The 22,257-nt window shown below is 70.6% G+C and carries 19 protein-coding genes; 12 read left to right on the plus strand and 7 right to left on the minus strand.

From position 1 onward, the window contains the following. The first annotated feature begins 120 nt into the window (after positions 1–120). Genes NJE57_RS10580 through NJE57_RS10595 form a run of 4 tightly spaced genes read left to right on the plus strand, consistent with a single transcriptional unit; the run spans position 121 to position 6,131 of the window. On the plus strand, positions 121–1,626 hold the full coding sequence (locus NJE57_RS10580; protein WP_319028369.1) for a pyridoxal phosphate-dependent decarboxylase family protein: 1,506 nt from the start codon (positions 121–123) through the stop codon (positions 1,624–1,626). Next, positions 1,623–3,170 carry a lysine N(6)-hydroxylase/L-ornithine N(5)-oxygenase family protein gene (locus NJE57_RS10585; protein WP_319028370.1) on the plus strand — a complete coding sequence of 516 codons (1,548 nt, stop codon included), beginning with the start codon at positions 1,623–1,625 and terminating at the stop codon, positions 3,168–3,170. The genes NJE57_RS10580 and NJE57_RS10585 overlap by 4 nt, the downstream gene beginning before the upstream one ends. After that, on the plus strand, positions 3,167–5,734 hold the full coding sequence (locus tag NJE57_RS10590) for a GNAT family N-acetyltransferase (protein WP_319028371.1): 2,568 nt from the start codon (positions 3,167–3,169) through the stop codon (positions 5,732–5,734). Before NJE57_RS10585 ends, NJE57_RS10590 begins: the two co-directional genes overlap by 4 nt. 10 nt (positions 5,735–5,744) lie before the next feature. Beyond that, positions 5,745–6,131 carry an MmcQ/YjbR family DNA-binding protein gene (locus tag NJE57_RS10595; RefSeq protein WP_319028372.1) on the plus strand — a complete coding sequence of 129 codons (387 nt, stop codon included), beginning with the start codon at positions 5,745–5,747 and terminating at the stop codon, positions 6,129–6,131. A gap of 10 nt (positions 6,132–6,141) precedes the next feature. Here the strand turns inward: NJE57_RS10595 and NJE57_RS10600 are convergent, their stop codons facing one another. Then, positions 6,142–6,660, minus strand: a complete 519-nt coding sequence (locus NJE57_RS10600) for a hypothetical protein (protein WP_319028373.1) — start codon at positions 6,658–6,660, stop codon at positions 6,142–6,144. Positions 6,661–6,852: 192 nt separating this feature from the next. Here NJE57_RS10600 and NJE57_RS10605 point away from each other — a divergent pair, with 192 nt between their 5' ends. Further along, entirely contained in the window at positions 6,853–8,556 is a 1,704-nt protein-coding gene (locus NJE57_RS10605) for an HNH endonuclease signature motif containing protein (protein WP_319028374.1), read from the plus strand. Positions 8,557–8,646: 90 nt separating this feature from the next. After that, positions 8,647–9,789, plus strand: a complete 1,143-nt coding sequence (locus tag NJE57_RS10610; protein ID WP_319028375.1) for an alkaline phosphatase family protein — start codon at positions 8,647–8,649, stop codon at positions 9,787–9,789. Positions 9,790–9,816: 27 nt separating this feature from the next. On the opposite strand, the gene NJE57_RS10615 is transcribed toward NJE57_RS10610, so the two are convergent. Both NJE57_RS10615 and NJE57_RS10620 read right to left on the minus strand, forming a co-directional pair. Continuing rightward, positions 9,817–10,725 carry a serine/threonine protein kinase gene (locus NJE57_RS10615; RefSeq protein WP_319028376.1) on the minus strand — a complete coding sequence of 303 codons (909 nt, stop codon included), beginning with the start codon at positions 10,723–10,725 and terminating at the stop codon, positions 9,817–9,819. A 92-nt stretch (positions 10,726–10,817) separates the two neighbouring features. Next, complete coding sequence (locus tag NJE57_RS10620) at positions 10,818–12,290, minus strand: NAD(P)/FAD-dependent oxidoreductase (protein WP_319028377.1); 1,473 nt, start codon at positions 12,288–12,290, stop codon at positions 10,818–10,820. 108 nt (positions 12,291–12,398) lie between these two features. Here NJE57_RS10620 and NJE57_RS10625 point away from each other — a divergent pair, with 108 nt between their 5' ends. From NJE57_RS10625 to NJE57_RS10640, 4 genes are all read left to right on the plus strand, one after another. Continuing rightward, the gene (locus tag NJE57_RS10625; RefSeq protein WP_319028378.1) at positions 12,399–13,580 is read left to right on the plus strand and encodes a zinc-dependent alcohol dehydrogenase; all 1,182 of its coding nucleotides are present in this window, start codon (positions 12,399–12,401) and stop codon (positions 13,578–13,580) included. A 55-nt stretch (positions 13,581–13,635) separates the two neighbouring features. After that, positions 13,636–14,370: a histidine phosphatase family protein gene (locus NJE57_RS10630; RefSeq protein ID WP_319028379.1), complete on the plus strand. Its 735-nt coding sequence runs from the start codon at positions 13,636–13,638 to the stop codon at positions 14,368–14,370. Further along, positions 14,367–15,248: an NAD(P)H-hydrate dehydratase gene (locus NJE57_RS10635; RefSeq protein WP_319028380.1), complete on the plus strand. Its 882-nt coding sequence runs from the start codon at positions 14,367–14,369 to the stop codon at positions 15,246–15,248. Before NJE57_RS10630 ends, NJE57_RS10635 begins: the two co-directional genes overlap by 4 nt. Before the next feature lie 79 nt (positions 15,249–15,327). Next, the gene (locus tag NJE57_RS10640; RefSeq protein ID WP_319028381.1) at positions 15,328–15,906 is read left to right on the plus strand and encodes a hypothetical protein; all 579 of its coding nucleotides are present in this window, start codon (positions 15,328–15,330) and stop codon (positions 15,904–15,906) included. A 58-nt stretch (positions 15,907–15,964) separates the two neighbouring features. Here the strand turns inward: NJE57_RS10640 and NJE57_RS10645 are convergent, their stop codons facing one another. The 3 genes from NJE57_RS10645 to nadA form a co-directional block, all read right to left on the minus strand. Continuing rightward, entirely contained in the window at positions 15,965–16,480 is a 516-nt protein-coding gene (locus NJE57_RS10645; RefSeq protein ID WP_319028382.1) for a hypothetical protein, read from the minus strand. 65 nt (positions 16,481–16,545) lie between these two features. Continuing rightward, entirely contained in the window at positions 16,546–17,412 is an 867-nt protein-coding gene (gene nadC / locus NJE57_RS10650) for a carboxylating nicotinate-nucleotide diphosphorylase (RefSeq protein WP_413464401.1), read from the minus strand. 47 nt (positions 17,413–17,459) lie between these two features. Beyond that, positions 17,460–18,545, minus strand: coding sequence for a quinolinate synthase NadA (gene nadA, locus NJE57_RS10655; protein WP_319028383.1), 1,086 nt, complete (start codon positions 18,543–18,545; stop codon positions 17,460–17,462). A 72-nt stretch (positions 18,546–18,617) separates the two neighbouring features. Between nadA and NJE57_RS10660 the strand changes: the two genes are divergently transcribed. Then, entirely contained in the window at positions 18,618–19,325 is a 708-nt protein-coding gene (locus tag NJE57_RS10660) for an NUDIX hydrolase (protein WP_319028384.1), read from the plus strand. 17 nt (positions 19,326–19,342) lie between these two features. Here the strand turns inward: NJE57_RS10660 and NJE57_RS10665 are convergent, their stop codons facing one another. After that, the gene (locus NJE57_RS10665; RefSeq protein WP_319028385.1) at positions 19,343–19,948 is read right to left on the minus strand and encodes a hypothetical protein; all 606 of its coding nucleotides are present in this window, start codon (positions 19,946–19,948) and stop codon (positions 19,343–19,345) included. Positions 19,949–20,087: 139 nt separating this feature from the next. Here NJE57_RS10665 and NJE57_RS10670 point away from each other — a divergent pair, with 139 nt between their 5' ends. Continuing rightward, positions 20,088–22,247 carry an acyltransferase family protein gene (locus NJE57_RS10670; RefSeq protein WP_319028386.1) on the plus strand — a complete coding sequence of 720 codons (2,160 nt, stop codon included), beginning with the start codon at positions 20,088–20,090 and terminating at the stop codon, positions 22,245–22,247. Positions 22,248–22,257: the final 10 nt, after the last annotated feature.

The following is a 22,257-nucleotide window of genomic DNA, read 5'->3' on the forward strand; positions in this document are numbered from 1 at the left end:
CATGCCCATTCCCACTTGCCTTCCAGTGCAACGTGATTCATCTCACTCTAGTGTTGTTTAGGCAAGCCTTGCCTCATACGGTTCGCCGGTACCCAAGTCGCCGAGAAGGTCGGAGTACCCGTGAACGATCACCTGTTGAGCCACCGGAGCCGGAAGGACCACGCCGCTGCCCTGGCAGCGGCGACCGCCGAGGTCGGCAGATTCCTCGACGGTCGTACCACCCCGCGCTCGTCCGCCTCACCCGCCCATCTCGCCGCCCGGACCGCGGCGGTGGACCTGTCCTCGCCGCTGGGGACGTTGGACAGGGCCCTGGAGGAGGTGCGCGAGCTCTATCTCGACCACGCCGTGGGCTACCACCACCCTCGGTACCTCGCCCACCTCAACTGCCCGATCACGATCCCCGCGCTCGCCGCCGAGACGCTGGCCACCTCGGTCAACACCGCGGTCGAGACATGGGACCAGGGCACCTCGGCGTGTCTGATCGAGCAGAAGCTCATCGATTGGGTCACCGACCTGATCGGCTTCGACCGGCCGGAGCAGGTCACGCCCGACGGTGTGTTCACGACCGGCGGCACCCAGTCCAACCTGCAGGGACTGTTCACCGCGCGCGAGGACAGGCTCTCCCGCCCCGGCCCGAGGGGCACCACCGCCGCCGACCGCTGCGCACGACTGTCGCGGCTGCGGATCGTCACGGGTGAGCACGCGCACCTGAGCGTGGTCAAGGCGGCGCGGCTGCTCGGTCTCGCCCCCGACGCCGTGGTCGTCCTGCCGGGGGACGGAGACCGCATGGATCCGGCCACCCTCGACCGTGCCCTGGCCGCCGTCGCGGACGCGGGTGACGAGGTCGCGGCGGTCGTCGCCCTGGCCGGCACCACGGACCACGGTGCGATCGACCCGCTGCGCGAGATCGGGCAGGTGTGCCGGGGGCATCAGGTCTGGTTGCACGTGGACGGCGCGTACGGCGGCGGCCTCCTCGTCTCCCCCACCCGCCGCGGCCTGCTCGACGGGATCGGCCTTGCCGACTCGGTCACCGTGGACTTCCACAAAACGTTCTTCCTGCCCGTGGCCGCCTCCGCGCTGCTCCTGCGCGACGGCGCGGGTTTCCGCCACTCCACGGTCAGCGCCGACTACCTCAACCCCGAGGACGGTGACGACCATGCGGTGGACAAATCGTTGCAGACCACCCGTCGCTTCGACGCGCTCAAGCTGTGGATGACACTGCGGGTGCTGGGGGCGGACGGCATCGGGCGCATGCTCGACGACTCGATCGACGCGGCGCGGCGGATCGCCCGGTCCATCGACGCCGACCCGGAGCTCGAGCTGGTCCGCCACCCGGCGCTGTCGACCGTCCTGTTCCGCCCCCGCCCGCAGGGGTGTGATGCGCGGGATGCCGACCCGGACGAGACGGACGCCCTGGTGCGGCCCGTGCGGGACGCGCTGTTCGCCGAGGGACGTTCGGTGGTCGCGGCGACGGTGGTGGACGGCAGGCCCTGCCTGAAGCTCACCGTGTTGGATCCGGAACTGACCGACGAGGACGTCGCGATAGTGCTCGCCGATGTGCGGCAGGCCGCTCAGTACCTGGCGGACGGGATGCGACAGGCCACGAGCGCGGGGGTGCTCTCGTGAGTGGGCGGATCCACGACATGCTGGGGGTGGGCATCGGGCCGTTCAACCTGGGCCTGGCGTGTCTGGCCGAGCCACTGGAGATCGACGCGGTCTTCCTCGACGCCCGCGAGGGCTTCGCGTGGCACCACGGGCTCATGCTCGATGACGCGACCATCCAGGTGCCCTTCCTGGCCGACCTGGTCACCCTGGCGGACCCCACCTCGCCGTACTCGTTCCTGTCCTATCTCAAGCAGATCGGCCGCCTGTACCCCTTCTACATCCGGGAGGACTTCCAGCCCCTGCGCGCGGAGTATGACGCCTACTGTCGCTGGGCCTCCGAGCGGGTGGGCGGCCTACGGTGGGGACGCCGGGTGGTCGACGTCCGGCGCGAGAGCGCGCCGGGGCCAGGGCCGGGGACCGAGCCTGCCGGCGGGGCCGACGACGACGAGGACGCGCCCGTCTACCGGGTCACCGCCATCACCTCCGAGGGCACGGAGACCTACCGCACCCGGCACCTGGTGCTGGGGATCGGCTCCACGCCGTGGTCGCCGGTCGACACGCACTCACTCGACACGCACTCACTCGACGCAGACTCACTAGACGCAGCCTCAGTCGACACGAACTCTCACGCCGCCGCCTCTCTCGACGCCGGCCCTCGTCACGGCGGCGGCCGCGTGGCCCTGCACGCCGCCGACTACCTGCACCGACGCGCGGAACTGCTCGAGCTGGGTTCGGTGACAGTGGTGGGCAGCGGCCAGTCGGCCGCGGAGATCTACCACGACCTGGTGTCGGCCTCCGGGGGCGACGGCCCCCGCGTGGACTGGGTGACCCGCTCGCCGCGGTTCTTCCCGATGGAGTACACCAAGCTCACCCTGGAGATGACCTCCCCGGAGTACATCGACCACTTCCACGAGCTCGACACGGGCACGCGCGACCGGATGCTGCGCGAGCAACGCTCGCTGTACAAAGGCATCAACGCCGACCTGATCAACGAGATCCACGACCTGCTCTACCGTCGCGCGACCCGCGGTCTGGAGAACGGGCTGCTGGTGGCCGCGACCGCCCTGGACGACGCGACAGTCGCCGATGATGGCGCGATCCGGCTGGCCCTGCGGTGCAACGACACCGGTCAGGCGTGGGAGCACCTCACGGACGGACTGGTGATGGCCACCGGATACACGCCGACCCCGCCGCGGTTCCTCGACGGGATCGCCGACGAGATCGACCGCGAGGAGCCGCGCCCCGAGGACGCCCGCTCGGGCCGGACCCGCCGCTACCGCGTGGCGCGGGATCACACCGTCGACCGCACCCACCGCTACGTCCACGTGCAGAACGCGGAGGAGCACACCCACGGTCTCAGCGCCCCGGACCTGGGGATGGGGGCCATGCGCAACAGCATCATCCTGCGATCGGTCACCGGGCGCGAGGTCTATCCGGTCGAGTCGCGCATCGCGTTCCAACAGTTCGGTGTCCCGACCCACCGCACGGCCCGCCAACCGACCCGCGCCCCGGAGCCCGCGCCCCGGACATCACCCACCACGACGCAGGCCCAGGAGGCCCGATGACCCACGCCGTCAGCACACCCGCGGGACTCGTCTCGCTCACTCCTCTGGCTCTAAACCCCGATACCGTCCGGACCCTGCACGCCTGGCTGTCCCATCCCGGTTCGGCGTACTGGGGCATGCGGGGCCTGACTCCCGACCAGGTCGGTACGTTCTTCGCCGACTGGCTGGACAGTCCCCACCGACAGGTCCACGTGGTGCGCATCGACGGGCTGCGCGTGGGCCTGGCGGTGTACTACGACCCCGCCCGGATCGAGCTCGACGGCAGGTACACGCACCAGACAGGGGATCTGGGGATGCACCTGCTGGTGGCGCCGTCCCGCACCCCGGTACCGGGTACCACCGCAGCCGTGATCGGGGCGATCTGCGAGACCGCCTTCGGCCCGTTGGAGGCCCGTCGCGTGGTGGTGGAACCCGACGCGCGGAACACCGCCGTGCACCGGCTCAACGCCCGTGCGGGCTTCCTCCAGGACGGGTTGATCGAACTGCCAGACAAGACCGCCCTGCTCTCCTTCTGTAGTGCCGAGGGTTTCCGTTCCTCCGAGATCGGCCGTGATACGCGGATGGTCTCGTCGTCGCACACCTCGTCGTCGTCGCACCCCTCGTCGTCGTCCCGGCCCTCCCCCGGCGGCTCCCCGTCCCACGCGCACCTCACCGGCCACGCGATGCGTCGCGCGCACCGCCACCTGTGCGCCAAGGCCCTCGCCGAGTTCTCGCACGAGCGGCTCATCACTCCGGCCGCCGCCACCGAGCGGGACGAGTTCGAGGTCCGCGCGGGTGACGAGCTGTGGCGGTTCCGTGCACGCGTGCTGCCGCTGGAGCACTGGGTGGTCGACGCGGGCTCCATCCGCCGTGAGGTCGACGGCAGACCGGTCGAACCCGACGCCCAGGCCCTCGTCATCGCGCTCGCCCCGGTACTGGGGATCCCGGAGTCCCTCGTGGGCGTCTACCTCGAGGAGATCGCGGCCACGCTGGGATCGGCCGCGTTCTGTCTGCACCACCGCGACCGGCCGGTGCAGGAACTCGCCGGAGCAGACCTGCAGGAGGTGGAGGGCGCGATGACCGAGGGGCACCCCGGTTTCGTGGCCAACAACGGCCGCATCGGGCTGGGGCTGACCGACCGGCACCGCTATACCCCGGAGGCGCCCGCGACCGTTCGGCTGGTGTGGCTGGCGGCCCGCCGCGACCTGAGCCACCTCGCTACCGTGGCCGGTCTCGACGAGGAAGACCTCTACCTGCGCGAGTTCGGCCGTGCCGCCCTCGATCGATGTACCGAACGGCTCCGCGACCTGGGCCTCGACCCCGATGGGTACCGCCTCCTGCCCGTCCATCCGTGGCAGTGGGAGCACAAGATCGCCGTGGCGTTCGGCCCCGACCTGGCACGACGGGACCTGGTGTTCCTGGGCGAGTCCGACGACGAGTACCGCCCGCAGCAATCGGTGCGCACCTTCTTCGACGTGACCCACCCCGAGCGCGGCTACGTCAAGACCGCGCTGGCGGTGCAGAACATGGGCTTCACCCGAGGCCTGTCGCCCAGGTATATGCGCGACACCCCTGCGGTCAACGAGTGGGTGGCCGGGCTGGTGGCCGAGGATCCCGTACTCCGTGCCCTGGACTTCGAGATCCTGCGCGAGGTCGCGGCCGTCGGCTACACCGGCGACGCCTACCACCGGGCTGCCCGATCCGGGGTCTCCGACGAGGGACCGCACACCAAGATGATCGCCGCCCTGTGGCGGGAGAGCCCCGTGCCGCGATTGGCGGAGGACGAGCGCGCGTTCACGTTGGCGTCGCTCCTGCATGTCGACCTGCACGGGCGCCCCCTCGTCGTCGAACATCTGGAGCTCTCCGGATCGGACGCCCGCACGTGGCTCCGCGCGCTGCTCGACGCCTACGTGCTGCCGGTGGCACGATGCCTGCTGACCCACGGGCTGGTGTTCATGCCGCACGGGGAGAACGTGATCGTGGTGATCGGCCCCGACCACGTACCGCGCCGCGTGCTGTTCAAGGACATAGGCGAGGAGGTGGCCGTGATCACCGAGCGCCCGCTGCCCGAGGGGATCGACCGCATCCGGCACGTGGTGGACGCCGAGACGGCAGCCCTGAGCATCCACACCGACGTCATGGACGGGGTGTTGCGCCACCTGGCAGCGATCCTCGACGAGGCCGGCGTCCTGACCGCGTCGGAGTTCTGGGACGAGGTCCGAAGCTGCCTGCAGACCCTGGCCGGCGGTCAGAAAGGCCCGGGTGAGGGCGACCGCGATGAGATCGACGGCGGTGAGATCGACCGCGATGAGATCGACGCGGACACGTGGGAGGCACTGTTCGCTCCACGGTTCAGGCACTCCTGCCTCAACCGACTGCAGCTGCGCGACACCCGGCAGATGGTCGACCTGACGGACCAGGCCGGCTCCCTGCAGTTCGCCGGGACGCTCACGAACCCACTCGCGCTCGGCGACGCCGATGCCCCATCCGAGCCCGCGGATCGAGAAGAGCGTCCCGACCACGTCGCGAGAGAAACACGTGCGCGAATCACTCTTGTCGACGACGGGGTCGGGAGCGTGTCGTAACGTCACCGGAATGAACGGACGGGAACTCCAGAGGTGCGCGGCGATGCGTGCACGCGAACTGCCAGCGACGACCCTGGAGTTCCCCTTCGGTCCGGACGTCGACGTCTACAAGGTCCGCGGCAAGGTGTTCATGTTCCACACCGAGGTGGACGACGAGCGTCGCGTGGTGCTCAAGGCCCTACCCTCCGACAGTCTCGCGCTTCGCGATGCGCACGAGGACATCACGCCCGGCTACCACATGAACAAGCGTCACTGGATCTCACTGCACCCCGGCGGGGACCTCAGCCCGGACATGGTCGAGGAACTGGTCACCGAGTCCTACCGGCTGGTCGTGGCCGGGCTCCCGAGCGCACAGCGCCCGGTCGAACCACACGCCTTCGGGCGCAGCCAACGGTGAGACAGGGCGGTCAGTTCTGCGGGGACAGTGACGTCTCCTCGAGAGAGCCGAGCTCGTCACCGAGCGATCCCCCTACCGCCTCGGTGGCTGAGGCCGTGTCGACCTGGCCCTCGAGCGAGTCACCCACGAGGGGGACGCCACCGACGATCGCGCTGACGGAGCCGTCGACGTCGCCGTTCAGCAGGGAGTCGCCGGACTCGGCGACGGGGTTGACCACCATGCAGACGACCCCGACGGGGATCGGCAGGGGCACACCGGTCAGGCCGGCGGCAGCGCCGGCGACGGTACCCACGTTGCACGCGAGGGTGGCGACGGAACCGAGCGGACCCGAGGCGTATCCGGGCAGCGAGCCGGTCACCGAACCCGGCAGCAGCTCGCCTGCGGAGCCGAGGTAGTCGCCCTCGACATCGGATGAGCCGGACACCGATCCCGAGTCGAGCAGGTCGCCGCTCTGTGCTGCGGCGGTACCGGCCGAGGCCAGGATCAGCGACGCTGCCAGTGCTCCTACGAACGCGAGTGACTTGGACATGGGCGGCCTCCGAGCGGAAGTTGAGGGGCGGTCGCCCCTGAAGATAAGCGGAACATGAGTCCACCACATATCCGGGGTGAGTGGTGATCCGTTACCAACGGTCTCCGGGGCGAGGACCCAAATTGTGCACATTTCGTCCACCATCACCCTTGCTCGTTCGAATGTGTGTGCGTAATATAGAACACAGATTCGATGCAGGAGACGATCGGCGATGGGGGTGAGGGCATGAACGACGCGGCGGACAGTGCGCCGGGGGTCGGTGGGCATCCGTCGGCGCTGCGCGAGTTGACCGATGCCGCCCGCGATACCTGGGTCGCGGAGAATCGCGCCGCCGGGGCCCGCCTGGCCGCGTGTTACGAGTTGTTCCGCGAATGTGTGCGTCAGGACGAGGCCGGGGCGGGCGACGGTTCCCCGCCCGGGCACGCGGTGGTCGACCCGTTCGACGTGTGTGCCGGCTACGTGGTGGCGGCGATGCCCATCTCCGTCGGCCGGGCCGCCACCATGATCAGCCTCGCCGCGGACCTGACCGAGCGCTACCCCGCCGTCATGGCGGCCCTGGTGGCCGGCCGGATGGAACAGCGCGCCGCCGAACTGCTGGCCCGCCAGATGGCCACGGTCGACCCGGCCGTCCTGTCCCAGGTCCAACAGGAAGTCGTGGACGACTACCTCGCCGCCCTCGCCGCCGGTGAGCGCCTGGGCGCCCGGACGGTGCGCGAGTCCGTCGATGCGATCATCGCCCGCTACGACTCCGACGGCATCCGCCAACGCAAGGACGCGGCCGCCCGCGACCGCGGAGTCCACATCCGCAAGGGCGCCGAAGGCATGACCAACCTGTGGGCCACCCTGGCCTCGGACGAGGCCGCGGTCCTCGCCGAGGCCATCAACCAGCGCGCCGCCGAATTCGCGGATCCCGAACCCGCCGCCGCACCCGCCACGTCTGGAGCAACCAGCCCCGGAGCGGGTTCCCCCGCAGCCGGCAGGCGCGACCCCGACGCCGAGGCGGCGGACATGTCGAGCTACCCGTTGCCCGAACGCCGCGCCGACGCCCTGCTGTCTCTGGTGTGCGGAGATCTGGGCCGCGCCCGTGCCACCGGACTCACGCCGGACGAGCCACCCGCGCCACTGCGGCCGCGGGTGACGGTCTTCGCCCGCGGTAGAGGCCTCGAACCGCAGGTCGAGTTTCCCCGCACCGGTGAATCCGCGCTCCAGGCCCTGCTCGACATGCTCGCCACCAGCGACGGCGCCAGCCTCGAGCACGTCGATCCGGCACTCGGCGCCGCCGACGACGCCCGCCGCTCCCTGACCTACCGGCCGAGCGCCGAGTTGGCCCGCCGCATCCGCCTCCGGGACGGCACCTGCCGACACCCGGGCTGCACAGTCTCGGCCGAATACTGCGACATCGACCACTGTCGGCCCTTCGACCACTCCGACCCGCAGCGAGGCGGTCACACCACCGAGTGCAACCTGATGTGCTTGTGCCGGCGCCATCACCGGTTCAAGACCTTCTCCGGGTGGATCTACGACCTGGCGCCAGATGGCACCCTCGTCGTCGTCACGCCCGACGGCTCCACTCTGCTCACCAGACCCTCCGGGGCCCTGGCCGCGTACAGGCGCGAACAAGCCCGGACCGAACACCGCGCCTGGCAAGCCCAGCAGGCCCGGAGTCCCGAGCCCGGCACCGCGGACGGCGAAGTGCCGTCCGAGCCCACCTACTGGACCCGCCGCGCAGCCCGCCACCGCACAGAACGCGCCAACAAGAATCGCGCCACCACAGAACGCGCCCGCACCAGGCCACCCGCGAGCCGCTGGTGGAACCGCAACAAGCCGGTCATCAGCCGCGCCGAACAGCAAGTCCACCAACTCCTCGAGGAAATCCTCGACCCGCCACCGTTCTGAGTGAACGCGATCAGCTCGAACGCGCTCTCCTGCTCCATCAGCCGAGTGCCTTCCCGCTCGCCGGCGGACAGAATCGGGGAAGCTGGGTTCATGACCGGGATCCCGACCAGTCCTTCAGCCCACTCGCTGGCCGATGTCATGCCGTCGATCGCCGCGTCGCTGGGTGTGTCCGTCCGCAACCCACTCGCGGTGCCCCCCACGCGGGACGCGGTACTCGTCCTGGTCGACGGCCTAGGCGCCGAACTGATCCGGCAGCATGCGGGCGACGCCCCCACCCTGGCGGCCATGACCACACGGATGATCTCCGCAGGATTCCCGGCGACCACCGCCACGAGCCTGACCAGTCTGGCGGTCGGAGCGCCGTGCTCCCGCCACGGGATCGTGGGCTACAGCTTCCGCATCTCCGACGCTGACGGGCCGGCGACCACGTTCAACTCGCTTCGTTGGACGCTCGGGTCCGCCGACGGGCCCTCGGCCCTGGATCGCTTCCCACCCCGCGAGATCCAGCAACACCCCAGCGTGCTCGAGCTGCTCGCGGAGGACGGGGTCGACCTCACCTACGTCATGCGCGAGGACTTCCGCGAATCCGGCCTCACGCGCGCGGCGTTCCGAGCCGAGGGGGATTACCGGGCGGCGAACTCACTCGAGGAGATCAGGCGAGGCATCCTCGACGCCGTCGGGCAGCGGTCCCGTGCACGGCGGTTCGTCTACTCGTACTTCGGCGACCTCGACCTCATCGGACACCTCCACGGGCCCGGCTCGCCACAGTGGCTGCAGTCGCTGCGGGAGGTGGACGCGTTCGTCGCCGATCTGTCCACCGACCTCCCCCGCGACTGCGCGCTGATGGTGACCGCAGACCACGGGATGGTCACCGCGGAGACCGTCTTGGATCTGGACGCCTCCCCTGCGCTCCTCGCGGACGTCGAGGCGGTCGCCGGTGAAGCCCGGGTTCGGCACGCCTACGCGCGGGCGGGAGCGGAACACACGGTTCTGGCCGCATGGCGGGAAGAGCTGGCCGACCACGCCCGGGTGCTGAGCCGGGAGCAGGCACTCGACGAGCAGCTGTTCGGCCCGGACCGCGAGCACGCGCACCGCATCGGCGACGTCATCGCTATCGCGACCGGCGGTGTCGTACTGACCCGGAGCAAGAACGAACAGTTGGAGTCCTCCCTGCTCGGTCACCATGGCGCCAACACCGCCGCGGAGCAGCACATCCCCCTGATCCTGCGCTGATCCCGTGCCGACCGCACACGGCGGGGATCAACAGGAGACCAGCGCCGACGGGTCACTGGTGGTGTCCAGCCAGCGGCCGTACGCGGGCGGGCCCTGCGCGCGGACGTCAGCGCACAGCTGATCCCGGGTATATCCCGAGGGGCGATAGACCGCGTAGATGATGTTGCCGTTCTCGTCCCGGGGCCGTAGCGAGGGGCACGCCATGTCGGTGCGCAGATAGGAGGCGTCCGGATTCTGCGCCAGCGCTGACGATATCTCCTGTGAGTACGAGCCCGGGGTGACCGCGGAGTACAGGACCACGATGCCCCGGCCGTCACACGCCGGGCGCGACATCGGGATGCCCAGTCCCAGATCGCCCGTCGGAGCGGCTGACGACGGGCAGGTATCCAGCACCTCCGCGATGTCGGAGGGCATCCCGTCGGCCTCCGCCTCCTGTCGGCACGTACTCGACGGGATTCCGGTGTACCGGTTCCAGCTCCCGCCGACTCGACTCACGATGTACTGCGTGTCGCCGGCGGGCTCGCCGGGCGGCACGTACACGTGCGCCAGCGCCCACTCGCCCACGCACCGGTCAACGTTGACGTTCCGGCGGGCGATCCCCGCCTCGCTCGCGATCACGTCCGGGTCGCACTCGGCGACCTGGGCGGCTCGTGGCCCGGTGTCCGAGTGGGTGTCCGAGCGAGTGTCGGCAGAACCCGTGTCGGGCGAGTCCGGTTCGACCGCGGGGGTCGTGGGTCCCGGGACCGCGCTCGGGGCCTCCCCGTCTGACGCGAGAAGGAAACCGACCACGCCGGCGAGGGCGACCAGCAGTACCACGACGAGTGCACCCAGCGCCCATACGACTCCGTGGCGAGAAGGGGTCTGCGGCGGCGTCCCGTAGGGGGCCTGGTCACGTCCCCCGTTGTGCCAGCCCGGGTCGTGCGGGGAGTAGGTCATGGTCACCACCATCGACAAGGTCGATGACTCGACCTACCGGGAATGAATAATGGCGACCTTATACTCCGTGCGGCCAGGACCGCACCGCACTCTCACGAGGTCAACCGGATCATCTCGAAGTCCCCCACATCGGGTTCACCGAGCATCCGTTCCATCTGCCCGCGGTCGAAGGGCCACAGGTCGATCTCCCCGCCCGCGGTCTGATACCAGGAAGTGCACCCGGTGTTCCACACCGTGGGCCCCATGGCCTGCGCCACCGCGCGGGAGAATTCCTCGGTCGCCCGTTCGGTCACCTCGGCCGCGTCGAACCGCCCCCGCTTCCACTGCTCTATCCACTGCGCGATGTACCGCGAGCTGAGTTCCGCGGAGTGCTGCAGCGAGATCGACCCTGTCGGCGAGTTGGGGCCGAGCACCGTGAAGAGGTTCGGAAATCCCGGGATCGCGGTCATCCGGTACGCCCGCGGCCCGTCGGCCCAGACATCCTCGAGTCGTCGCCCGCCCCGACCCGTGATGCGCATGGGCCGCATGTAGTCGTGGGTGCGGAAGCCGGTGGCGAGCACGATCACGTCGACCTCGTGGTGGCTGCCGTCGCCGGTGCGGATACCGGTAGGCGTCACCTCCGCGATCGGCCCCGTGACCAACCGGGCGTTGGGAGCGGTGATGGCCCGGTAGTAGGTCCCCGAGACGACCTGTCGTTTACACAGCGGTTCGTAGTCGGGGGTCAGCTGCTGGCGGAGACGGCGATCACGGACCTGCACGCGCAGACTCCACCGGGCGTATGCCTGCACCACACGGCGTCGCCAGGTCGGCCTGAGTACGACGTCCGCCAGGATCCCCGACGCCCACAGCGCGGCCGCGTAGAACTTCTCCTGCAACTCGGGCGAGCGACGGAGCAGGGCGGTGAGCGGGGCCGGCTGGCGAGCCCCCATCGGCGCCCAGAGGATCCACTGCGGGGAGCGCGCGAAATGCAGGACCCGTGACGCCTGCGGTTGAAGGGCGGACACGACCTGCACCCCGGTGGAGCCGGAGCCGACCACCCCGACCCGTCTCCCACTGGTCCGGAGCCCGTCGTCCCAGCGGGCGGTGTGGACGACGGGCCCGGCGAACGACTCGAGCCCCTCGATGTCCGGGATGTACGGATGGTGCAGCACGCCGGTGGCACACACCACGAAATCCGCGTGGAGTGTCTCCCCGGCAGCGGTCGACAGTGTCCAGGCGGCGGACTCGTCGTCGTAGACGGCGTCGGTCACCTCGGTCCCGAGCCGCAACCACCGCTCCAGTCCGAAGCGCCTCACGACGTCCCGGTGGTAGGCCCGGATGTCCTCGCCGCCGGCCCAGACGTGCGGCCAGTCGGCTCGCGGCGCGAAGCCGAACTGGTAGATCTGCGAGGGCACGTCGCAGGTCAGTCCGGGGTACCGGTTCCAGTGCCAGACCCCGCCGACGTCCGTTCCCTTCTCGCAGATCGTCACATCCGTGAACCCGGACTGTTGGAAGACGTAGGCCGCCGAGATCCCGGCCACACCCGCGCCGATGATCACGATGCGGGGTTCCCGGGGCACAGGCATGCATCTGGTCTACCCCATGCGCGTCCACCGGATGCAGGCGCGGACTCCCGGGCCTACGGTCGGACCCATGCGTGAACGCGCATGGCACGACCAGAGAGGAGCCCGCACATGAAGGCAGTCACCTGGCACGGCAAGCGCGACGTCCGCGTGGAGGACGTCCCCGATCCGAAGATCGAGGACCCCACGGACGCGATCGTCAAGATCACCAGCACGAACATCTGCGGTTCGGACCTCCACCTGTACGAGGTGCTCGGACCGTTCATGAACGAGGGCGACATCCTCGGACACGAGCCCATGGGGATCGTGGAGGAGGTCGGGGCCGGAGCGACCGACCTCAAGCCCGGGGACCGGGTGGTGATGCCCTTCCAGATCTCCTGCGGTCACTGCTACATGTGTGACAAAGGCCTCAACACCCAGTGTGAGACCACCCAGGTCCGGGACCAGGGAATGGGCGCCGCGCTGTTCGGCTACTCGGAGTTGTACGGCAGCGTCTCGGGCGGGCAGGCCGAGTACCTGCGGGTCCCGCAGGCCCAGAACACCACCATCAAGGTTCCGCACGAGCACTCTGACGACAGGTACCTGTACCTGTCCGACGTACTGCCCACCGCCTGGCAGGCCGTGGAGTACGCCCAGATCCCCGATGGCGGCACGGTGGTCGTCCTGGGCCTCGGCCCGATCGGCGACATGGCCGCCCGGATCGCCGCGCACCGCGGACACCGGGTGATCGGCATCGACCCGGTCGCGGAACGCCGGGCCCGCCAGGCGCACCGGGGCGTCGAGGTCCTCGACCCCTCGGACGTCCCCGGCGAGTTGGGCGACGCGATCCGTGACATGACCGACGGCCGCGGGCCGGATTCGGTGATCGACGCGGTCGGCATGGAGGCCCACGGCTCCCCCGTGGCGTCGGTAGCCCATGCCGCAGTCGGGATGCTGCCGAAGTTCCTCGGCAAGAAGATGATGGAGAACTCCGGGGTGGACCGCCTCGCGGCGTTCTACTCCGCCATCGACATCGTCCGCCGCGGTGGGACCATCTCCCTGTCCGGCGTCTACGGTGGCACCGCCGACCCGCTGCCGATGCTGACGATGTTCGACAAGCAGCTCACGCTCAAGATGGGTCAGGCCAACGTCAAGCGCTGGGTCCCGGACATCATGCCCCTGCTCACGGATGACGACCCCCTGGGTGTCGACGACTTCGCCACGCACCGTCTCCCGCTCTCGGACGCCCCCCGGGCCTACGAGATCTTCCAGAAGAAGCAGGACGGGGCCGTGAAGATCGTCCTCACCCCGTGAGGCCCGGGACGGGCGGGAGCCGGGCACACAGGAGCCGGGCGGGTAGGTTCCGGGAATGACCGACCTCTCCCGACTCCTGCTCGTCCGCCACGGTCAGAGCGTGGGCAACATCGCCGTCGACGAAGCCCGCGCCGCCGGGGCCCACCGCCTGGATCTGGACCACCGCGACGCCGATACCCCGTTGTCGGACGCCGGCCGCGACCAGGCCGCGTCCGTCGGCGCGTGGCTGCGGGATCTCCCCGCCGACGACCGGCCGACGGTCTGGCTGACCTCGCCGTACCGGCGGGCCGCCGACACCGCGGCCGTCGCGCTCGAGGCCGCCGGGTACGAGGCGACCCTGATCGCCGACGAGCGTCTGCGGGAGCGGGATCTGGGGATCCTCGACGGCTTCACGGGTCACGGCATCCGCCACCGCTTTCCCGAGGAGGCCGACCGTCGGGACCGCATCGGGAAGTTCTACTACCGACCGCCCGGCGGGGAGAGCTGGACCGATGTCCTCCTTCGGGTGCGTTATCTCCTCACCGATCTGCGGGGGCGGTTCGCGGGTCAGCAGGTCTGCGTGTTCAGTCACCAGGCGGTCATCATGAGTTTCCGTGTGGCACTGGAGCAGATGGCCGAGCACGACGTGTTGCGGGTCGACCGGGAGGATCCGCTGCCCAACTGCTCGGTGACCGGCTACCGGCTCGGCACCGGCAGCTTGGAACTCGAGCGCTACGCCGACACCACAGCAGTAGAGACCGGCCGGGCGCCCACCACCCGCGAGGAGATCGCCGACGAGGACGCCTCGTGACCGGGGATCAGACCGTCCTCACCACCCACCGCCTGCGGGAGTGGCCCCTGCCCTCCCCTGGCGGCGGCAAGAACGGACGCGGTCGGGTCCTGGTGGTCGGGGGCAGCAGATCCACCCCGGGAGCAATCGTCCTGGCGGGTGAGGCCGCGTTGCGTGGGGGCGCCGGCACACTACAGATCCTCACGGTCGACTCGGTCGCCGGCGGGATCGCGCTGCGTATCCCCGAGTCCCGCGTGATCGGGCTCCCGGAGACCGGGGCCGGCGAGGTGGCGCCGGGGGCGGCCGAGCTGATCTGCGAACTGGCCGCGGACTGCGACGCCGTGGTGGTGGGCCCGGGCATCGGCGACACCGACGCCGCCGTGGCCCTGTTGGCCGACGTGATCCCCCGGCTGCAGGCGACGCTGGTGGTGGACGCGCTGGCACTGGCGTACATCACCGAGTATCCGGACGGGGTGGCGCACCTGGACGGCCGGGCCGTCCTGAGCCCCAATCCCCGGGAGCTCGCCCGCACCCTCGGGGTCCCCGAGGACGAGATCGAGCGCGACACCCCGGGCCACGTCGTCGAGCTCGCCCGCCGCACCGGCGCCGTGGTGGTGTCCGGGACGGCTACGTCGTGGATCGCCTCGCCCGACGGCCGGGTGTGGCGGGACGAATCGGGCATTCCGGCGCTCGGGGTCTCCGGTTCCGGTGATGTCAAGGCCGGGGTCGTGGCGGCGATGCTCGCCCGTGGTGCCGAGCCCGCGCAGGCCGCCGCGTGGGCCACCTACGCCCACGGCCGGGCCGGGGAACGACTCGCGGTGGGCGTCGGGCCGACGGGATTCCTCGCGCGGGAGCTGCTGTCCGAGTTTCCCCGAGTGCTGGCCGAGCTGTCGGCCTGACGGGCCGGGACCGCGACGCACAGGGAACGCGCCGGCGCCACCGGCTGCAACCGGGCGCCGGGACTGGCAGGCTCGGGTCATGAGTTCGACCGAAGAGATCCGATCCGCCATCGACAACGCCACCGTTCCCGAATCCGACGCGCTCGACCGCGCGCGCATGATCGTCGTGGACAAGCTCGGGGAGTGGGACAGCCTAGGCGTGGACGAACTCGTCGAGTCGGTGTGCGAGGCCTACGAGGCGCACTCCGGGGAACCACTGCGACTGAGCGACGTGGACCCCTCCGCGCCCGCCACCGACACCCCCGCGCTGCGCAATCTGCGCTACGCCCGGGCGGCGCGGACCGCCATCATCGACCTCCACCGCGAGGGGACGATCGTCCCGGTGGCGGAGCACCCCGGGGACGCCGAGGAGGTCGACCTGACCGGTGAGAGGGACGAGCACGGTGGGGTCGGGCACGGTGGGAAGGGGCACGGTGGGAAGGGGCACGGTGGGAACGAGAACGGTGGGAACGTTCACGACCCGGATCACGACGACGACGAGGTCACCGCCACCAAGGAGACCACCGGCCCGGCGGGCAGGGAGGCCGGAGCCGACGAGATCGTGCTCAGTACCGGGCCGCAGCCGCAGGGTCGACGCTTCGCACTCGCGTCCCGCTGACGCCGCCGGCCCGGCGACATCACTGACCGGCGTCAGCCCGGACAGACGTCGTCACTGATCAGAGCGACGCCGTGGCCTCCGGGTGGTCGGTCTCCCTGAGCGGTTTCTGCGCGCCACCGGACAGCGTAGACTCGCCGAGTCTGACCTCCCGGTAGCGGTCGGCCTGCGCCTGCGTGATGGGTTCCCTGGCCCCGTCCTTGGCGTAGCAGACCGGCAACCAGGCGCCCTGGGAGTCCAGGCGGGCCACGATCCGCTGGCGAAGTCGGAACGGCTGGATGGAGTCGGACCAGGCGACCAGCAGGTCGAGGTTTCCGCCGCGGGCATCCGGGAGCGAATCGGTGGCGCAGAAGTGCTGCACACTGCGCCACACGGCGAACTGGGAACCGGTCATCGACTTCGGGTCCACGGTGACCGCCCGGGCCGTCCGGACGCGGGCGGTCCTGGCGGGAGCGGGGCGTGGGGGCGGCGGTGAGGTGTTCTCCCCCGACTCCACGCGCCGGCGGGCCTCCGCCATCCGCTGCTGTCGGCGTTCCGCCGGCGTACTCTTCTCGCTCGTGTCCCAGAAGCCCGTCATGACAATAAACTTTACGCGGGTTGCGGCGGTCCACACCTCACCCGAACGGCCGGGTGGGGTGCACCTCACATATCCAGACCGAGGTCCAGGACCGCCACCGAGTGGGTGAGCCCGCCGACGGCGAGGAAGTCGACGCCACAGCGGGCGTAGTCGCCGGCCACGTCCAGCGTGAGGCCACCACTGGACTCCAGGCGGGTGCCGGGTGAGATCTTGTTCCGGCGCTGCACGGCCATCTGCGTCTGCCACACCGGGAAGTTGTCCAGCAGGACCAGGTCCACCCCCGCCTCCAGCATCTCGTCGAGCTGCTCGAGGGAGTCCACCTCGACCTCGCAGGGAAGCTCCGGGAATCGCTCGCGGACCGCGGTCAGGGCCGGGAGGACCCCTCCGGCGGCCACGACGTGGTTGTCCTTGACCAGGACCGCGTCCCCCAGTCCGAGTCGGTGGTTGACCCCGCCACCGCAGCGGACCGCGTATTTCTGCAGCAGTCGCATCCCCGGCATGGTCTTGCGGGTGTCCCGGACCACACAGTCGGTGCCCTCGAGCTCGTCCGCCCACGCCCGGGTCGCGCCGGCCACCCCGGACAGGTGGCAGACCAGGTTGAGCATGGTGCGCTCCGCGGTCAGCAGTCCGCGGGTCGGCGCCGAGATCTCGGCCACCACATCGCCGGGCTGCACCCGATCGCCGTCAGCGGCGTGACACTCCACCGAGAAGTCGCCCCCGAGCACCTCCGCCAGCACCATCGGGATGAGAGGCAGGCCCGCCACCACCCCGTCGCCACGCGAGGTCAGGCGGGCGGCGACGCGGGCATCCGCGGGAACGGTGGCCAGTGAGGTGGCATCGGGGCCGTACCGCAGGTCCTCCTCGAGCGCGCGCCGGATCGCGACCAGCGCGTCGGCACGGGTGTCAGGGTCCACCACGTCGCCGTCGAACACCTCGTCGTCGTCGAACCCGTACGCCCCACCACCGACAGCTGCGCCGCTCACTCCCCCGACCCCGGGTTGCCGATGGCGATCATCCGCTCCACCGACCCCCGCGCGGCCTCGGCGGTCGCCGGGTCCACGTGGACCTCGTCGGCCCCCTCGACCAGGGCGCGCAGGAGCGCGGCCGGGGTGATCATCTTCATGTACGGGCAGCTGGCGTCGGGGTTGACCGGCATGAAGTCGATCTCCGGTGCGGCCTTGCGCAGCTGGTGGATCATCCCGATCTCGGTGGCCACCAGGACCTCGCGGGCACCCGAGGCGCGGGCGGCGTCGACCATCCCGCCGGTGGACAGGATCTTGACCTGGTCGGCCGGCACCGCACCCTCGGTGGCCAGGTGAAGCGCGCTCGTGGCGCAGCCGCACTCGGGGTGGACGAACAGCTCGGCACCCGGGTGGGCCTCCGACTTGGCGGTGAGCTGGTCACCGTTGATCGCGGCGTGGACGTGGCACTCGCCCGCCCAGACGAGCACGTTGTCGCGGCCCGTCTTGCGCCGGACGTGCGCCCCGAGGAACTGGTCGGGAAGGAACAGCACCTCGCGATCCGCGTCGATCGACTCGACCACCTCCACCGCGTTGGAGCTCGTGCAGCAGATGTCGGTGAGGGCCTTCACCGCGGCGGTGGTGTTGACGTAGGAGACCACCACGGCGTCGGGGTGCTCGGACTTCCACTCGGCCAACTGCTCGGCGGTGATGGAGTCGGCCAGCGAGCAGCCCGCGGCCTCGTCGGGGATGAGGACGGTCTTGTCCGGGGAGAGGATCTTGGCGGTCTCCGCCATGAAGTGGACGCCGCAGAAGATGATGGTCGACTGCTCGGCCTCCGCGGCGATGCGCGACAGGGCCAGGGAGTCCCCCACGTGGTGGGCGATGTCCTGGATGGCGGGGACCTCGTAGTTGTGGGCGAGGATCACCGCGTCGCGCTCGGCTGCGAGGCGACGGACCTCGGCGGCCCACTCCGCGTCGGGTTCGACACCCGTGTACACCGCGCCGTCATGGCGGATCCTCGCGGCCAGCGGCGAGTCGAGTCGGCCGACGTTGGTGTCCGGCCGCGGCGCGACCGTGGTGCCGTGTCCTGTGGCAGTGCTCATCGCTGCCCCCTCCCGGGTCGGTTCTGCGGGCCGATACGCCACCGGCCCCGTTTTCGACTTATAATCGAAAACATGTCCAAGTGTAACACCGGTCACGAGGTGCTCGTCGTCGTGGGCCAGGTTCGGCAGGTCCCGGACGCCGTGGCCCCGGCCCTGCACGTGCTCCTGTGGCAGCACTCCCTCGGCCCGGCCGCCGGGCGGTGGGCGCTACCCGGTGGTGAGGTGCGGGATGACGAGGACCTCGCCGCTTCGGCCACCCGACAGCTCGCGGAGAAGGTCGACGTGCGCTCCCTGAGCCACCTGGAGTCCGTCGCGGAGTTCTCCGAGCCCTCGCGCGTACCCGGACGCCGGGTCTTCGCCTCCGGCTTCCTCGGACTGCTGCCCAGCGACGCCGACCCGGCCGTCCCCGACGACACCTCGTGGTTCCGGGTGGACCGGCTCCCCGACACCGTCTTCGACCATTCCGAGATCGTCGCCCGCGCCCGGGGCCGGCTCGCCGCCAAACTCTCCTACTCAACCCTGGGATTCGCCCTCGCCCCGGACGAGTTCACCCTCTCCACACTGGCCCAGCTCTACGCCGCCGCCCTCGGCCACCCCGTGGACCCCACCAACCTGCAGCGGGTGCTCACCCGGCGGGGAGAGCTCGTACGCTGCGGACGCAGCGCGCCGCCCGGACCCTCGGGCGGGCGACCCGCCGCGCTGTACAGGTTCGCCGAGCGCCGACTGCGGATCACCGACCAGTTCGCGACACTCAGACCGCCGGTCGCGGGCGGTCAGTGACGCCCCGATCGCGCCGCTCAGGCGGCCCGGTCCGACGACTCGACCACGGACTCCTCGTCGACGACCCCGTCCCGCAGGTCCGGCGAGTAGCTGAAGTGGGCCAGCGCCGCGACCGTGAACCCCGCGAGCATCGCGCCCACCACCAGCCATCCGGCACCCGGCGGGAGCCAGTCCCACGACGGCCCCGAGGTCCCGTAGATCATCCGGTCGAAGAAGAGCGGGCCCGCGGCCGGCGCCTGCGCCACCACCATCCCGTACGGCGCATCCCGTGGCGGGGCCGCCAGCAGCCCCGCCAGGGGCGAGGCGGCGACCGCCGCGACCGCGCACGTCAGCCCCGGCAGCAGCAGCAACACGGGGACCCCGGCCGGGCGTCGCAGACCCGGGTGCCGGCTCCACAGCACCAGCACGGCGCACACCACCGCGGCACCCAGCAGGACGACCAGCACCAGGAGCTGGCTTCCACCGTCCGTCCCGGATTCTGGGAGCCGGACCCCCCTCCCCCCGCCCACCGAGAGAAGCTCCGATCGGGGTGCGGCCGCGATCCACACCACCAGCGCGACGACCGCGGGGCCGACCACACCCGCCAGTGTGCCCACGGCGCGGAACCACGATGAGCTGGTCATGCGCGCCGACTGTACCAACGCGGGCGCGGGCGACCGTTTGTGGTGTAATCGCCACGCGGCTCCGCCGTGTCCCGGGTGCTCCCGCCGGCCGGGCCGCCGACGCCTCCAGACCAGACGACCCGTCAGGAAGTACCCGCCAGTGGCCACCAGCATTCCGGACGCGCCTGCTCGCCGCCGGCGCGGGAAGATGGCCTACCGGCACGACATCGACGGACTCCGCGGCCTGGCGATCGCCCTGGTCGTGGTGTTCCACATCTGGATGGGTCGCGTCTCCGGCGGCGTCGACGTGTTCCTCACCCTGTCCGGGTTCTTCTTCCTGGGGTCCCTCCTGCGCGGCGCATCGGACGGGCGTACGCCGCTCAACCCCGTCCCGCATCTGACACGGCTGGTCCGACGCCTGTATCCGGCGCTCGTGGTGACGGTGGCCGCGACCGTGGTGGGGACGATCCTCATCAAACCCCCCACCCAGTGGTCGGCGATCTTCGAACAGACCGTGGCCTCGCTGCTCTACTACCAGAACTGGGAGCTCGCGCTCACCGCCCAGGACTACGCCGCCGCCGATGCCACCATCTCGCCGCTGCAGCACCTGTGGTCCATGTCCGTGCAGGGCCAGTTCTATCTGGTGGCTCTCGCGGTGGTCCTGGGACTGACCGCCCTGTGGCGGCTCGTTGTACGGCGTGGCACCCCCAAAGCCCTTCTGCTGGTCGTGGTGGCCGTGGGCACCGCCGCCTCGGTGTGGTGGTCGACCCAGGGCCAGATCACCAACCAACCGTGGAACTACTACGACACCGGCGCCCGCATGTGGGAGCTCCTCGTCGGCGGCCTCGTGGCCGTCCTGCTGGTCGGCGTTGTGCTGCCGTGGCCACTGCGCATGCTCAGTACGATCGCCGGCCTGGCGCTCATCGTCAGCTGCGGTTTCGTAATCGACGGCGCCGCCTACTTCCCGGGCCCCCTGGCCTGGTACCCGATCGGCGGCGCCCTGCTGATCATCCTCGGCGGCAACCTCCCCGCGGGGGAGCGTGCGACACCCCGGAGAGACCCCGTCACCTGGCTGCTCTCGGCCCGTGTCTTCCGCCGCCTGGGCGACATCTCGTACTCCCTATACCTGTGGCACTGGCCGCTGCTCATCCTCTGGCTCTCCCACGACCGGCAGGCGGAGATCACGCTGGTCTCCGGACTGGCGATCGTCGCGGTCTCGGTGGTGCTGGCGCTCCTCACGGAGAAGTACATCGAGCGCCCGCTGAGGATGGCCAGCCGGGCACGCAGCCGCACCACTCCCGCAGCCCAACAGCGCGACTCGCTCCGTAAGAGGCCCGCCCGGTCCGCCCGTGACCAGCGGCGCTTCGTCCGGGCGACCGCCCTGGTCGTCGTCGCCGCGGTGGCCAGTCTCGGCACCGTCGGATGGTGGTCCGCCACGTCCGATTCCCGCTCGTCCGTCCCCTACGTCGACTCGCTCACCGACCCGGACCATCCCGGTGCCCGTGCCTTCCTCGAGGGTGTCCCCGCCCCCGAGGACGCCGATTACGTGCCCTCCCCGTTGCAGGTGGGCAACGACCTGCCCATGAGCACACTGGACGGCTGCATCTCGACCTTCGAGTCCTCCGAGGTCGAGATGTGCGTGTACGGCGACGTCACCGCGCCGCGCACCGTCGCGCTCGTCGGCGGTTCACACGCCGAACACTGGATCAGCGGCCTGGACGAGGTCGGGCGCCACTACGGCTTCCGCGTGGTGACGCTGCTCAAGATGGGCTGCCCCCTCACCCTGGACGCCTCGGTATCCGACAGCGACGAACCGCTGTACGAGAGCTGCGCCGAGTGGACCCCCGCCGCACTGGCCGCCCTCGTGGGCCTGGCGCCCGAGTTCGTGTTCACCACCGCCACCCGGCCGGTGGGGGTGGTGGGCCCGGACATCACCCCGCGGCAGTACGTGGACCTGTGGCGTGCGCTGGGCGAACAGGGCATCGGCGTGATCGCCGTCCGGGACACCCCGTGGCTCAACCAGGGTCGCGGCCCGATCCGAGCCGGAGACTGCCTGGGAGACGGCGGCACCCCCGAGAAGTGCGGGATGCCGCGCGAGCGGTCCATCTCGCCGATCAACCCCGCCAGCCTGGTCGGTGCCGGGATCGACTCGGTCAGACTGATCGACCTCACCGACGGACTGTGTGACGCGGAGAACTGCCCGGCCGTGGTGGGCAACGTGATCGTCTACCACGACTCCCACCACCTCTCGGGCTCCTGGGTGCGGTCCGCATCGGGTGAACTGGCCCGGCAGATGGGGCCCGCGACCGGCTGGTGGTGACCACCTCGGG

Origin of the sequence: Dietzia sp. PP-33 (assembly GCF_033790845.1) — a bacterium.
In the GTDB taxonomy this organism is placed as follows: Bacteria; Actinomycetota; Actinomycetes; order Mycobacteriales; family Mycobacteriaceae; genus Dietzia.